Source organism: Pseudomonas migulae (genome assembly GCF_024169315.1).
Taxonomy (GTDB): Bacteria; Pseudomonadota; Gammaproteobacteria; order Pseudomonadales; family Pseudomonadaceae; genus Aquipseudomonas; species Aquipseudomonas migulae_B.
The window spans coordinates 2,669,893-2,683,718 of record NZ_JALJWR010000001.1 but is presented as its reverse complement, the minus strand read 5'-3'; the positions used below and the strand labels follow the sequence as shown (position 1 = coordinate 2,683,718).

Genomic DNA, 13,826 nt, shown 5'->3' with positions numbered 1-13,826 from the left:
GAACGCGGTCCTTCAGAAATAGCTCATCGGGATGGTTTTAGGGCGGCTACGCCGCCCAACGGGGATAAATCCCCTCGCCACAATAAATCTCCTCCCCCACAGGCAGCTCGGTTGCTACAAATGTGGCGTTCGATGTTAGAGCCAGCACGCATCCCAGAGGGGGTAATCGCCGATTTTCTCTACCAGTCCTGCCCGCAGAGGATTGGCAATGATGTAGCGAGCGAATGGACGAAGATCTTCGCCATCACGGATTGCCCGGTCGTGATAGCCGGTTTGCCACAGAGGACCACGACGGGGGTCATTTTGTTCAAGGCCCGGGTGCATCGTGCCTTGGTAGCGCCGATGGCATTTCCTAAATCGCCGTCTCGCAATTGCATCAGCCAATGAAAGTGATCGGGCATGACAACCCAGGCAATTGAAACCACAACACCTGAATCGTGAGCCCATCGCATTTCTGCGACGAGAAGGCGACCCAGTCGCCAATCATGAAATACGGGTTGGCGATCATGGATAACAGCGGTGATGAGATAGGCACGACCGGTTTCGGAATGTCGCCCGAGGCGCAGGCGATGGGAGTTTGGTTGAGTAGGCAATCCATTGCTTCCTTGTTTGATCGTCGGGTAACGCTTTCAGGCTAGTGCTCGACAGGCAGGTTCGGCGCTGCAATTGATGAGCGAAAATTCTGTTTTCTACGAAGAATGTGGCGGGGCCTTTGTGGTGAAGGTGCCCGTGTGATGGAGGTGCCTTTGTGGCGAGGGGATTCATCCCCGTTGGAGTGCGAAGCGCTCCCCCTGCATCTGTTCAGTCACGCCGCATTCACAGGTTTTTACGACTGCTTCGCAGCCGAACGGGGATAAATCCCCTCGCCACAAGGGAACCGTGATCACAAAGGTAGCGATTGGGTCTGAAATGGTTGAACTAGAGAGGTCAGCGGTTAAATGCTGCCTAGGCATGGCATGACGCTGCACCAATACCGTGCAATACTCGGCGCCGTTTCAAATGGCGAAAAATCCTACAAAATCCAGACAATCCATCTCCTGAAATCGCATTTTTATCGAGATGTACGCCTGAATTTCGTGGTTTATAGAGTGAAACTCTCTGCCGTCAGCTTTTTATACTGCACGCCCCGCTGATCTTGCAGGTTTTGTCCTGCAAGACGGTTCTGCCCACGAAGCAGGCCCGGTTCCAGGCAAGCCATGGCTTATCAGTCAGCGCTTCGACACTCGGTGGTCATATCCAATAACAAGATGAGGTTTTACCCCTATGCCAGTCGGCAATCACCTGCCCCACGGCGAGACCGCTCAAGGCGGCCCGCTTAAACGCGAACTCGGCGAACGGCATATTCGCTTGATGGCGCTCGGTGCCTGTATCGGCGTCGGCCTGTTCCTCGGTTCGGCCAAGGCTATAGAAATGGCTGGCCCGGCCATCATGCTGTCCTACATCATCGGTGGTCTGGCGATCCTGGTGATCATGCGCGCCCTCGGCGAGATGGCCGTTCACAATCCGGTCGCCGGCTCTTTCAGCCGTTATGCCCAAGACTACCTCGGCCCCCTGGCGGGCTTCCTGACTGGCTGGAATTACTGGTTCCTGTGGCTGGTGACCTGCGTCGCGGAAATCACCGCGGTGGCGGTGTACATGGGCGTCTGGTTCCCGGAGGTGCCGCGCTGGATCTGGGCACTGTCGGCGTTGATCAGCATGGGCACCATCAACCTGATCGCAGTGAAGGCGTTCGGTGAATTCGAATTCTGGTTCGCTCTTATCAAGATCGTCACCATCATTGCGATGGTCATCGGCGGCATCGGCGTCATTGCGTTCGGTTTCGGCAATGACGGCGTGGCACTGGGGATTGCCAATCTCTGGGCTCACGGCGGCTTCATGCCGAACGGCGTGCAAGGTGTGTTGATGTCCCTGCAAATGGTGATGTTCGCCTACCTCGGCGTCGAGATGATCGGCCTGACCGCCGGTGAAGCGAAGAACCCGCAGAAGACCATTCCCAACGCAATCGGCTCGGTGTTCTGGCGGATTCTGCTGTTCTACGTCGGCGCGTTGTTCGTGATTCTGTCGATCTACCCGTGGAACGAAATCGGTACTCAAGGCAGCCCGTTCGTGATGACGTTCGAGCGCCTGGGCATCAAGACCGCCGCCGGCATCATCAACTTCGTGGTGATCACCGCGGCGCTGTCGTCCTGCAACGGCGGCATTTTCAGCACCGGGCGCATGCTCTACAGCCTGGCGCAGAACGGCCAGGCCCCGGCCGGTTTCGCCACGACCTCGAGCAATGGCGTGCCGCGTCGTGCGCTGCTGCTGTCGATTTTCGCCTTGCTGCTGGGCGTGCTGCTCAACTACCTGGTGCCAGAGAAAGTCTTCGTCTGGGTAACGGCGATTGCCACCTTCGGCGCGATCTGGACCTGGGTGATGATCCTGCTGGCTCAGCTCAAATTCCGCAAAGGCCTGAGCGCCAGCGAACGGGCTGGCCTGAAATACAAGATGTGGCTGTACCCGGTCAGCTCGTACCTGGCGCTGGCGTTCCTGGTGCTGGTGGTCGGCTTGATGGCGTACTTCCCGGACACCCGCGTGGCGCTCTATGTGGGGCCTGCATTCCTGGTGTTGCTGACGGTGTTGTTCTACGTGTTCAAGCTGCAACCGACCAACGTGTCGCAAGGTGCGGTGCGTTCGGCTTCGTAAATCGTAACGCTTGAAATAAAAAAGCCCCGGTCAATTGGCCGGGGCTTTTTATTGGCTGATGAAATCTCCTGTGGCGAGCGAGCTCTGTGGCGAGGGGATTTATCCCCGTTGGAGTGCGAAGCGCTCCCCTGCGTCTGTTCAGTCAAACCGCATTCACAGGTTTTACGACTGCTTCGCAGCCGAACGGGGCGGTGCGACGTTTCGCTAAATCCCCTCGCCACAGGGTTTTACGCAGTCAGTATCGGGTGGCGGCGATCTGTGCCGGTGCGGTCAATCGCTTGTTGAAATCCAGCCATGCCCCCAGCAGACCCATTAACCCGAGCCCTACCAGCGCGGTGAATATCTGCATGGCAAAGGCATCGTCGGTCATGGCGTTAACCATATCGGCCAGCGGCGCCAACAACACGCCGAGGCAGAAAATTTCCAGTGAGTAACGACCCATTCGACAGCATTGCTGCGCCAGCCAGCTTTGCGTCCAGCCGTTATCCGGCAACAGTTTCGCGGTGACGTACGCCAGCGCCAGAAAGTGCAGCAAGCGCACGGGCGACAGGTCGGTCTTGCTGATCGGGTACAGCAGGTTGCTCAGCCAGCCGGGCATCACCGGGTCGTGAATCTCCGGCCATCTCCACGAGACGGTGATCACGCCGGTGATGACCACATACATCAACGCACTGACAAACAATGGCTGACGCCGCAGCGGACGAGTCTCGGGCAGCCGTGGCCGTTGCCCGTGGGTCGCCGCCGCACCGCCGAGGACAAACAACAGTTGCCAGACCACCGGGTTGAAGTACCACACGCCGTCCTTGATGGCGGCCAGGTTCCAGCCGAACCACGGCGCCAGCAGGTACACCGTCAACGACACGGCCACCACCGCCCAGGCCTTGTGCACCAGCATCGGCAACACCAGCGGCAATCCGGCCAGCAGCACGATGTACAACGGCAGCGGGTCCATGAGGTTCGGTTTGAAACGCAGCAGCAGTTCATCCACCAGGGCTTGCTGAGGGTTGGTGATGAAATGGTGCATGCCCATTTCTTCCACCAGATCCCGGGTTTCCACGTGGCTGTTGGCGAAGAACACGATACCCATCAGCATCGCCAGCAGGAAAATATGCACCACGTAGAGCACCCAGGCGCGGCGCAGGATCTTCACGCAAGCGATCAGGTAACCATCGCGCTGAAGGATTTTGCCGTAGGCCAGGACCGCTGCGTAACCGGCCAGAAACACGAAGATTTCGGCGGCATCGCTGAAACCGAAGTTACGCGGGGTGATTTGACCGAGGGGGTTGTGGGGCACGTGATCCCAGAAGATGAAGATCAGCGCCAGGCCTCGGAAAAAGTCGATTCGGTGATCGCGTGCAAACGTCATGACAGCGGGCTCGTGAACGGGTGTTGAATGAAGAGTAGGACGAAGGCGCCAAACGTCGCGCGGCGCGCAGGGTGGCGTGATTCGTGGGCAATTGCAAAACCCCGATATTACTGAATGTCTCAAATGCCCGTCTTGAACTGAACAGGCTGTACGAATTTGCCCAACAGTCTGTCAGGCCGATAATGCACGAGAACGATGGCAGACCGAGAACCTGCCGAAGTGGGCATCAGCAATGTGGTCGCGGAGAAGGAGCGTCGCAACGCGACGCGGGTGGGATGCCTGGGGTATCCGGCGCTGCTGGAGCGCCAGTACTAGCGGATTTATCTGATCGGTGATTACGGTTTCATCGTCATGAAAGAGCCCGCACCGTTCAAGGCGCTTCGTTGGTGAAGCGCCTGTTTGATTTCACGCAGCCGCCAGTTCGTTAGGCTCGAAGCTGTCCGCCCGCGCCATCTGCCACATCCGCGAATAAAACTCGCCGTTCACTTCTCCCGTGAGCAATTCCCCCGGTTTCAGGAACACATGCAACTGCGAGAAGAGCTTGATCTCGGTCGCCGACATGCGCCGCACCAGGTGCTTGGCCGACAACTGCGACGGATGATCCAGGCCGGCGGCGGCGAGCATTTCCGCCAGCGCCTTGAGGGTGTTGCGGTGGAAGTTGAACACGCGCTGGGCCTTGTCCGGGACGACGAGGGCGCGCTGGCGCAAGGTGTCCTGAGTGGCGACGCCGGTCGGGCATTTGTTGGTGTGACACGACTGCGACTGGATGCAACCGATGGCGAACATGAAACCGCGTGCCGAGTTGGCCCAGTCGGCGCCGATGGCCAGCACGCTGGCGATGTCGAAGGCGCTGACGATCTTGCCGCTGGCGCCGAGTTTGATCTTGTCCCGCAGGTTCAGGCCCACCAGTGTGTTGTGCACGAACAGCAAGCCCTCGCGCATCGGCACGCCGATGTGGTCGGTGAATTCCACAGGCGCTGCGCCCGTGCCGCCTTCCTTGCCGTCGACGACGATGAAGTCCGGAAGGATGCCGGTTTCCAGCATGGCCTTGGCGATGCCCATGAATTCCCACGGATGGCCGAGGCAGAACTTGAAGCCCACCGGTTTGCCGCCGGACAGTTCACGCAGTTGCTGGATGAAGTGCATCAGTTCGATCGGTGTGGAAAACGCACTGTGCCGCGACGGCGAGATGCAGTCTTCGCCCATCAGGATGCCGCGGGTTTCGGCAATCTCCTTGGTGACTTTGTGCTTTGGCAAGATGCCGCCGTGGCCGGGCTTGGCGCCTTGCGACATCTTGATTTCGATCATTCGCACTTGCGGTGTCTGCGCCTGTGCGGCGAAGCGTTCCGGGTCGAAGCGCCCGTCGGCGGTGCGACAGCCGAAGTAGCCGCTGCCGAGTTCCCAGGTCAGGTCGCCACCGTTTTCCCGGTGATAGGCGCTGATGCTGCCTTCGCCGGTGTCGTGGGCAAAGTTGCCGAGCTTCGCGCCCTGGTTCAACGCGCGAATGGCGTTGGCGCTGAGGGAACCGAAACTCATGGCCGAGATGTTGAACACCGATGCCGAATACGGCTGGGTGCACTGCGGGCCACCGACGATGGTGCGAAAACTGCTCGGATCACTCAACGGTGCCGGGCGCATGGAGTGGCCGATGAATTCGAAGCCCGACTGATACACATCGATCAACGTGCCGAAGGGTTTGTCAGCGCTTTCGTTCTTGGCACGCGAGTAGACCAGTGAACGCTGGGCCCGGGAGAAGGGCAGGGCGTCGCTGTCGGACTCGAGCAGGTATTGGCGGATTTCCGGACGAATGCCTTCCACCAGATAGCGGATGTTGCCCAGGATCGGGTAGTTGCGGCGCACGGCGTGTGGGCTTTGCAGCAGATCGAACAGGCCCACGAGGCTGAGCACGCCGGTGACGGCGGTGATCGGCCAGAGCCAGTCGTGTTCCAGGAACGGCAGGCTGGCGAGGGTGAAGATCACGCACGCGGCAAAGAAGGCGTAGCGGCTCAGGAGTGACAGGCTCATACGGTTTCCTTGGGTTCGGACTCGGTTGTGTTCAATAACCGCTTTCCCTGTAGGAGCGAAGCTTGCTCGCGAAAGCGGTGTGTCAGCCAACATCAATGTTGAATGTAATGGCCTCTTCGCGAGCAAGCTTCGCTCCTGCAGGACCGTGCTATATCAGGCATTCTGGGCCTGGAGAAAAATCGAAAACAGCTCGGACTGGGATTTGATCCCCAGCTTGCTGTACATGTGTTTCTTATGGACTTTCACGGTCTCTACGGAAATTTCAAGCTTACGGGCGATTTCTTTACTGGAGCAACCGCTGAGCATCAAACGCCCGACGTCCAGCTCCCGAGCGGTCAGTTGCGCGCCTTTGAGTTGTTGCACCGAAGCTTCCAGCTGAACGCGCCAGTCACCCTGGACCGGCGTCGGTGCGAGGGCCACGACTTCGTTGATTTCGTATGGCAGGCGCTGGCGCAACAGGCCGAGCACCCACGGCTGGATCAACGACAGCAAAGCAATCTGTTGACCGCTGAAACGCTGCTTGCTCCCCAGCGACAGGCACAGCGTACGGTCACCCTCGAGCTGGCAATTGAACTGGATTTCGTCGGCCACCACATTCAGACGAAAGTATCGCTGGTAATACTCGGTCAGCTCAAAGTGCTCCGGCGCCACTTCCGACAGGCGATAAAGCCCGGTGCGCGATTGCTCGCGGCAGGCGATGTAGAACGGGTCGAGCAGGTACAAGCCGCGCAGGTAATCCTGGAACAACTGATCGGGGCTGCCGTCTTCACCGGGGCATTCGGCGAATACTTGCGGGTGCTGGTCGGCGCTGAAAAGCAGGGCCACCCAGCTGTCGAAGGTCACGTACTGATCCAGCAAACGCACGAGTTGCGTCCAGAAATTGGGCTTGTCGAGGGCGTCGATCAGTTGCCCGACCGAACGGTGCCAGGCGATGTCGTCTAACGAGAGTGTCATGGGTCTACCCCTATCGGGTTACCCCGGCCGCGTGATTCCCTGGCCGGTTGCTTGCTGCGCATACTGGCGCACAGACAACGGCCGGGCAATCTTTCTGCCGCCCGGCCACCAGAACAAGGACTACCCATGAAGGTCGAACTCGCCCAACTGGCGGGCCGTGACAACGACACGGCTTACAACCTCGAACGCGCGCTGGCGGCGATTGCTGCCTGTGCGGCCGACACGCAGTTGATCATGTTTCCGGAAAGCCACTTGATGGGCTTCCCGTCCGCCGAGACCGTCGCTGCGGTCGCCGAACCCCTGAATGGCCCGACGGTCAGCGCGATCGTCGCTGCTGCCCGCGAGCGCAACATCGCCGTGGTGATCGGTACGGCCGAGAACGACAACGGTCGATTTTTCAACACCACGCTGCTGATCACACCGGAAGGCATCGCGCTGAAATACCGCAAGACGCACCTGTGGGCGTCGGATCGCGGTGTCTACGAGCCGGGCGACCGCTACGCCACGTGCCTTTGGAACGGCGTGCGGGTCGGCCTGCTGATTTGCTACGACATCGAGTTCCCGGAAACCGCCCGCGCCCTGGCGCAACTGGGCGCCGAACTGCTGATCGTCACCAACGGCAACATGGACCCGTACGGCCCGACGCACCGCACCGCGATCATGGCCCGCGCCCAGGAAAACCAGGCGTTTGCCCTGATGGTCAACCGGGTGGAAGAGGGCGATGGCGGGTTGTTGTTCGCCGGTGGCAGTGCGCTGGTGAATCCGCTGGGCACGCTGTTGTTCGAGGCCGGGCGCGATGAGGGGCAGTTTGCGGTTGAACTGGACTTCAGTCAGCTGGAAGCGGCGCGGCAGGATTATCGGTATCTGGATGATCAGCGGCTGAAGTTGCCGGGGGAGATGGTTGAGCATGCCTCTGGAATGCGGGAGTTGATGATTCCCAAGGGCTGATCCGGATTTCGTGTCGTCAGGGCTGACGCCTTCGCGGGCAAGCCCGCTCCCACTGGGATCTTCCAAAACCTGTGGGAGCTGGCTTGCCAGCGATGAGGCCCTGACGCTCAACACCTCTATTTGATTTGAACAAAGAACAACAAACGCAACACCCGTAATTTGCGCCGAACTCGGCTCTGCCATAAATCCAATAAAATTCGGAGTAGTCGCTCATGGCTCGTTTGCAACGCACCCTCTCATTAGGGTCGGTGGTGCTGTTCGGCATCGCCTACATGACGCCGATCATTGTGCTCGGCACGTTCGGCATCCTCGCTCAATCCACCGCTGGCATGGTGCCGGCCGCGTACCTCGCGGCGCTGGTGGCGATGTTCTTCACCGCCATGAGTTACGGCCGAATGGCTTCGGCGTTTCCCGTAGCCGGCTCGGCGTACAGTTATGTGCGCAAGGCGATCAGTCCCAAACTCGGGTTCATCGCCGGGTGGGCAGTGCTGCTCGATTACCTGTTCCTGCCGATGGCGATCTGGCTGATCGGCGCGGCGTACCTCAACTCCGCGTTCCCGGCGGTGCCGCAGTGGATCTGGGTGCTGGCGTTCATCGGCATCACCAGCGCGATCAACATCGTCGGCCTGAAACTGGCCAACGGTATCAACGCCTTGCTGATGCTGGTGCAGTTCCTGGTGCTGATCGCTTTCGTTGCGCTGTGCGTGCATTACGTTGGCGGCGATGCGAGCACGCCGTTGTGGTCCGTCAAACCGTTCTTTAACGGTGACATGCAGATGCCACTGATCATGAGCGGTGCGGCCATCGCCTGTTACTCGTTCCTCGGTTTCGACGCCGTCAGCACCCTGACCGAAGAAACCCGCGACCCACGCCGCACCATCCCACGGGCGATCATGCTGATTACCCTGATCGGCGGGCTGATCTTCGTCGGCGTGTCGTACTTCGTGCAGATCGCGCACCCGTCGTTCCAGTTCGACAGTGTCGACTCGGCGGCCTATGAAATTGCCCGCAACATCGGTGGCGACCTGTTCGTGTCGATCTTCCTGATCGGCCTGATCGTCGGTCAATTCGCTTCGGGCCTGTCGGCCCAGGCCAGTGGCTCGCGGTTGCTGTATGCCATGGGCCGTGACGGTGTGCTGCCGAAATCGTTTTTCGGCACCCTGCACGAACGCTTCGGCACGCCGATCAACAGCATCCTGCTGTGCGCCGTCGTGGCGTTGCTGGCGCTGAAACTGGACGTCACCACCTCGACCTCGTTCATCAACTTCGGCGCGTTCCTGGCATTCAGCCTGGTGAACCTGTCGGTGATCTTTCACTACTGGATCGGCGGCGAGAAGAAAGGAGCGCGTGAGTTCGTGCTGTTCCTGTTGTTCCCGTTCATTGGCCTGGTGGCCGACTTGTGGCTGATGGTCAGCCTCGATCACCTGGCGATTTATCTGGGGCTGAGCTGGCTGGCGATTGGCGTGGTGTACCTGGCGGTGTTGACCGGTGGTTTCCGTCGTCAGCCACCTGAGATGGATTTCCAGGAAGCCACCTGACCTCTGAACTGATGAGCAACCTGTGGGAGCGGGCTTGCCCGCGATAGCGGTGGATCAGCCAGCATGTCTGTTGGATGTGACTCCGTCATCGCGGGCAAGCCCGCTCCCACAGTTGACAGGTGTTCAGGCCGCTGAGTTTGTTTGGTGGATCGGCAATTCGACGCGGAAAGTGCTGCCAACGCCGACTTCACTGCGCACCAGGATATTCCCCCGGTGTTTCTTCACGATGCCATAGGACAGGGACAATCCCAGCCCTGTCCCCTGGCCCACCGGTTTGGTGGTGAAGAACGGATCGAAGATTTTCTGCAGGCTGTCCGGCGGGATGCCGGTGCCGGTGTCGGCGATTTCGATCCATACGGTTTCCCCTTCAGACCCGGTGCGCAGGGTGAGGGTGCCGCGTTCCGGACCGATGGCCTGCGAGGCGTTGACGATCAGGTTCATGATCACCTGGTTGATCTGCGAAGGCAGGCATTCGATATCGGGCAGGACCTGATAGTCCTTCACCACATCGGCCTTGTACTTCAGTTCATTGGCCACGATGTTCAGCGTCGAGTCGATGCCGTGTTGCAGATTCGCCCACTGCCATTCCTGGTTGGAGTCCACCCGCGAGAAGTCCTTCAGGTCTTTGACGATCTGCCCGACGCGGTTGATGCCGTCCTTGGACTCCTTGATCAGCAGCGGAATGTCATCGCGCAGGAATTCCAGCTCGACCCGGTCACGAAGCTGTTGCAAACGCTCGACCAGTTCGCTGGAACCCATCGCCTCTTCCGCGTCCCGATAGGCGTCGAGCATTTCCTGCAGCTGTTTGAAATAACCGTCCAGGGTGCCGAGGTTGGAGGAAATGAAGCCGATGGGGTTATTGATTTCATGGGCGACACCGGCCGCCAGTTGCCCCAGTGAAGCGAGTTTTTCCGATTGCACCAGTTGCGACTCAAGCTGTTTGCGCTCGTCGATTTCTCGCTGCAACGCCTCGCTGGCCTGTTTGAACTGGGTCGTGCGTTGATCCACCAGGTGCTCCAGGTGGCTCATTTGTATGAAGGCCCGTTCGGTCATGTCCCATTTGGTCAGCAGGGTGTTGGCCATCTGCTGGACTTCAATGTTGTCGAACGGTTTTTTCAGAATCAGCAGCCGGTCATGGGCCTGCAACCGGTCCAGCAGTTCATCCCACGAATAGTCGGAATACGCGGTGCACACCACCACTTGCAGGCGCGGGTCTTCCTGCCACAAGTGCTCAATCGTCTTCGCGCCGTCCCAGCCCTCCGGCATGCGCATGTCGACGAAGGCCACCGCGTAAGGATGGCTGGCCTGCAAGGCTTGCTTGAGTTTGCCCAGGCCCTCTTGCCCGCCGTACGCCGAGTCCAGCTCGAACACGGCGCGGGTGGATTTCACTTCGCTGCCAAACAGCGTCGCTTCCATCGCGTCCAGCTCGACGGTCGGCACCGGAGTCGGCGTCAGGATCTTGCGGAAATCGTCATGAATGGACGGTGTGTCGTCGATGAGCAGAATGCGCCGGTTCGACTGTTCGCTCATGCCTCCTCCGTGACGGTTTTCAGCGGGATTTGCAGGGTGAATTGCGCGCCTTTGCCCGGCCCGTCGCTGTGGGCGGTGAGGTGGCCGTTCATTTCGATCGCGGCCAGGGCGCAGCTGTGCAGGCCGAAGCCATGACCTTCCTTGCGCGTGGTAAAACCGTGGGCAAAGATGCGCGTCATGTTTTCCGCCGCGATGCCTTCACCGTCATCCTTGACGCTGACCTGCAGCGTCGTGTCGTCGACGATTTTGACCCCGAGGGTCATTTGCCGCGGGCGGTTGCTGAGGTCGGACATCGCGTATTTGGCGTTGCTGATCAGGTTGATCAGGATCAGCAGCAAGCGGTGTTTGTCGCCCATGACCTGCGGCACCTCGGCGTACTCCTTGACCACCGTGACGTGATGCCGGGTCAGCGCGCCGGCATTCATGCGCAGGGCGTCCTCGAGCAATTCGCTGATGTGCAGCGGCTCCATCAGGCTGTTGGCGCCCGCATAGGATTGCTGGGTGGCGACAATGTCCTTGATGTGGTCGACGCTTTTGCTCAACTGTGCGAGTTCATCGGTCATGCTTTGTTGTTCGAGGGCGATCGCCTCCACCAGTTGATTGAGGTAACCGGGCAGCAATTTGCCTTTCTCGTCCTGGGTCAGGAAGGTGCCGAGGTCACCAGGGTGTTCGTTGATCAGCTGCATCGCTTTGCCCAGTCCCTGGGTCTTGCTGGCGCGCAGTTTGCGGCTGACCAGATCGGCCGAGATGTTGACGCTGTTCAGCACGTTGCCGACGTTGTGCAACACATTGGTGGCGATCTCGGCCATGCCGGCCTGGCGTGCGGTGTCGAGCAGTTCGCTCTGGGTGTCCTTGAGTTCGCGGGTGCGTTCTTCCACTCGCAGTTCCAGATCGTCATTGGCGGTTTTCAGGGCCTTGTTGACGCGATTGATGACGGTGAAACTGCGCATCAAGTGAATCGCCAGGTACACCAGCAGCAAGACCAGCAGCACCGAGAACACCAGCATGTAAAAGTGGTAGCGCTGCTCGATCACGTCGGACTGTTGCTGGTCGGTGTTCAACAGGCTGGTGATGTCGTCCAGGCGCTCGGCGACGGGAATCGCTTCGATGTTTTCCAGCAAACGGTTGACCACCGGTTGTTCGCGCAGAATCAGTGAAATGTGGTTGCTCAGATTATCGATCGGGCTGTGAAACTGCTCGGGCAGGCGCAACTTGTTCACCCCAAGTTTGTTCAGCCCGACCAGAATGTCGGCGGCCCTGCTGTCGGAAGTGACCTGGGCGAACTCCAGGCTGCTGAGCAACAGATCGTAAGTGTCGGTGGCGATGTTCTGCAGTTGCAGTTTGTCGCCATCGACCAACTGCGCCAGTTGTTCCTGAATGTCGTCCTCGGCGGTGGGCAGGAACGCCAGTGAGTTGCGCAGCACGGCGTTATGGGACTTGAACTGCTCCACCAGCCGGGTCTTTTCCCGGATGGCGGTCAGGTACGCATCATGGCTGGCGCGCCAGACCGGCGAGTCGTTGCGGCCGTGGTTCGATTCCATGGTGGCGAACCGCTCCCACAGTTGCGTGATCTCGGACAACGGCGTGACCAGCGGATCATAGTTGTGGTTGGTGGCGATCCTGGCCTTGAGGATCTCGGTTTCCCATTGCGCGTTCAGCTGTTTGATCCGACCGATCACGTCACGGGATTCAGCGTAGGTCGACGTCTCGTTAGAATTCGATTTGAGGTACAGGAACAGCAGCGTCGAGGCCAGCATCACGGCGACGACGCCCAGCAATACCAGGTTGCGACGGTTAGACACTCTCATAAGGGTTTGCCTCCCCATTCACCGGTCAGGGTCTTGAGGAATTTGATGATCAGGGTTTTGTCCTCCGTCGAAGGAATACGGCCGAGCTGGAACGTGAACATCACGTCCACGGCCTCTTCGAGGGTCTTGGCCGAACCGTCGTGAAAATACGGCGCGGTCACCGCGACATTGCGCAGGCTCGGCACCTTGAACACATTGCGGTCCTCTTCATCCTGGGTCACCAGATAGCGGCCCAGGTCAGTGTCGGTCGGGTTGCCGCGAACCTTGAAGTAATCGCCCATGACGCCGAACTTCTGGAACATGTTGCCGCCGATGTTCACGCCTTGATGGCAGGCAATGCAGCCGTACTCCTTGAAGCGTTGGTAACCGTACTTTTCCTCGCGCGTGAGGATGTCGGTGTCGCCCAGCAGGTATTGATCAAACCGCGAGTTGCTGCTGAGCAACGTACGTTCGTATGTCGCCAGGGCGTTTTGCGCATTGTTCATGGTCACGCCGTCCGGGTAGGCATTGGCGAATGCGCTGCGGTACGCCGGGTCGGCGGACAGCACCTCCACCACATGTTCCCAGTTGCTGCCCATTTCGCTGGGGCTTTGCACCACTTCATGGATCTGCGTTTCCAGGGTGTCGGCGCGACCGTTCCAGAACTGCCTGAAATTCAGGGTGGCGTTGAACACGCTGGGGGTGTTGACCGTCACTGGCACACCATTGAAACCGATGGAAAATGCCCGGGTATCGGCACCACCTTTGTCCAGCTGATGACAACTGGCGCAGGACAGCGTGTTGTTGACCGACAGGCGCGGTTCATTGAACAACTGGCGACCGAGTTCGACCCGCCGCGGGTCTTGTTGCGGTGCCGGGGGCAGGGGTTTGAGCGGTTCATCCAGCGGCGCGGCGCCCGCGCTCAGACAGCATCCGAGCAGCGGCACCAGGAGCAGGAAGTGAATGGATGACGACATCTGATGATTCCTTGGC

General features: G+C 59.5%; 9 protein-coding genes and 2 pseudogenes. 4 read left to right on the top strand and 7 right to left on the bottom strand.

Annotation, left to right across the window (positions count from 1 at the left end; all coding sequences use genetic code 11):
- Positions 1-135 precede the first annotated feature (135 nt).
- A pseudogene (locus J2Y86_RS12290) lies at positions 136-593 on the bottom strand (REP-associated tyrosine transposase).
- Positions 594-1,263: 670 nt separating this feature from the next.
- Here J2Y86_RS12290 and J2Y86_RS12285 point away from each other — a divergent pair.
- On the top strand, positions 1,264-2,685 hold the full coding sequence (locus tag J2Y86_RS12285; RefSeq protein ID WP_253431495.1) for an amino acid permease: 1,422 nt from the start codon (positions 1,264-1,266) through the stop codon (positions 2,683-2,685).
- A gap of 235 nt (positions 2,686-2,920) precedes the next feature.
- Here the strand turns inward: J2Y86_RS12285 and J2Y86_RS12280 are convergent, their stop codons facing one another.
- Entirely contained in the window at positions 2,921-4,051 is a 1,131-nt protein-coding gene (locus tag J2Y86_RS12280; protein WP_253431492.1) for an OpgC family protein, read from the bottom strand.
- A 216-nt stretch (positions 4,052-4,267) separates the two neighbouring features.
- Here J2Y86_RS12280 and J2Y86_RS12275 point away from each other — a divergent pair.
- Positions 4,268-4,441: pseudogene (locus J2Y86_RS12275) on the top strand (glucosyltransferase domain-containing protein); the annotation flags it as partial.
- A gap of 15 nt (positions 4,442-4,456) precedes the next feature.
- On the opposite strand, the gene J2Y86_RS12270 reads toward J2Y86_RS12275, so the two are convergent.
- Complete coding sequence (locus J2Y86_RS12270; protein ID WP_253431489.1) at positions 4,457-6,076, bottom strand: FMN-binding glutamate synthase family protein; 1,620 nt, start codon at positions 6,074-6,076, stop codon at positions 4,457-4,459.
- Positions 6,077-6,229: 153 nt separating this feature from the next.
- Positions 6,230-7,030, bottom strand: a complete 801-nt coding sequence (locus tag J2Y86_RS12265; protein ID WP_253431486.1) for a helix-turn-helix transcriptional regulator — start codon at positions 7,028-7,030, stop codon at positions 6,230-6,232.
- 126 nt (positions 7,031-7,156) lie between these two features.
- Here J2Y86_RS12265 and J2Y86_RS12260 point away from each other — a divergent pair, with 126 nt between their 5' ends.
- Both J2Y86_RS12260 and J2Y86_RS12255 read left to right on the top strand, forming a co-directional pair.
- Positions 7,157-7,978 (top strand): carbon-nitrogen hydrolase family protein, encoded by an 822-nt coding sequence (locus tag J2Y86_RS12260; RefSeq protein ID WP_253431484.1) that lies wholly within the window; start codon positions 7,157-7,159, stop codon positions 7,976-7,978.
- 212 nt (positions 7,979-8,190) lie between these two features.
- Positions 8,191-9,516, top strand: a complete 1,326-nt coding sequence (locus J2Y86_RS12255) for an APC family permease (protein ID WP_253431481.1) — start codon at positions 8,191-8,193, stop codon at positions 9,514-9,516.
- Positions 9,517-9,639: 123 nt separating this feature from the next.
- Here the strand turns inward: J2Y86_RS12255 and J2Y86_RS12250 are convergent, their stop codons facing one another.
- The 3 genes from J2Y86_RS12250 to J2Y86_RS12240 are packed head-to-tail and all read right to left on the bottom strand — an operon-like array spanning position 9,640 to position 13,810.
- On the bottom strand, positions 9,640-11,046 hold the full coding sequence (locus tag J2Y86_RS12250) for an ATP-binding protein (protein WP_253431477.1): 1,407 nt from the start codon (positions 11,044-11,046) through the stop codon (positions 9,640-9,642).
- Entirely contained in the window at positions 11,043-12,854 is a 1,812-nt protein-coding gene (locus J2Y86_RS12245; protein WP_253431474.1) for a DAHL domain-containing protein, read from the bottom strand. The genes J2Y86_RS12250 and J2Y86_RS12245 overlap by 4 nt, the downstream gene beginning before the upstream one ends.
- Positions 12,851-13,810, bottom strand: a complete 960-nt coding sequence (locus J2Y86_RS12240; RefSeq protein ID WP_253431471.1) for a cytochrome-c peroxidase — start codon at positions 13,808-13,810, stop codon at positions 12,851-12,853. The genes J2Y86_RS12245 and J2Y86_RS12240 overlap by 4 nt, the downstream gene beginning before the upstream one ends.
- Positions 13,811-13,826 lie beyond the last annotated feature (16 nt).

What these genes read in the sequence shown, in the direction of transcription:
- J2Y86_RS12285 (WP_253431495.1), top strand. Translation starts at nt 1,264, where the DNA reads ATGCCAGTCGGCAATCACCTGCCCCACGGCGAGACCGCTCAAGGCGGC.
- J2Y86_RS12280 (WP_253431492.1), bottom strand. Translation starts at nt 4,051, where the DNA reads ATGACGTTTGCACGCGATCACCGAATCGACTTTTTCCGAGGCCTGGCG.
- J2Y86_RS12270 (WP_253431489.1), bottom strand. Translation starts at nt 6,076, where the DNA reads ATGAGCCTGTCACTCCTGAGCCGCTACGCCTTCTTTGCCGCGTGCGTG.
- J2Y86_RS12265 (WP_253431486.1), bottom strand. Translation starts at nt 7,030, where the DNA reads ATGACACTCTCGTTAGACGACATCGCCTGGCACCGTTCGGTCGGGCAA.
- J2Y86_RS12260 (WP_253431484.1), top strand. Translation starts at nt 7,157, where the DNA reads ATGAAGGTCGAACTCGCCCAACTGGCGGGCCGTGACAACGACACGGCT.
- J2Y86_RS12255 (WP_253431481.1), top strand. Translation starts at nt 8,191, where the DNA reads ATGGCTCGTTTGCAACGCACCCTCTCATTAGGGTCGGTGGTGCTGTTC.
- J2Y86_RS12250 (WP_253431477.1), bottom strand. Translation starts at nt 11,046, where the DNA reads ATGAGCGAACAGTCGAACCGGCGCATTCTGCTCATCGACGACACACCG.
- J2Y86_RS12245 (WP_253431474.1), bottom strand. Translation starts at nt 12,854, where the DNA reads ATGAGAGTGTCTAACCGTCGCAACCTGGTATTGCTGGGCGTCGTCGCC.
- J2Y86_RS12240 (WP_253431471.1), bottom strand. Translation starts at nt 13,810, where the DNA reads ATGTCGTCATCCATTCACTTCCTGCTCCTGGTGCCGCTGCTCGGATGC.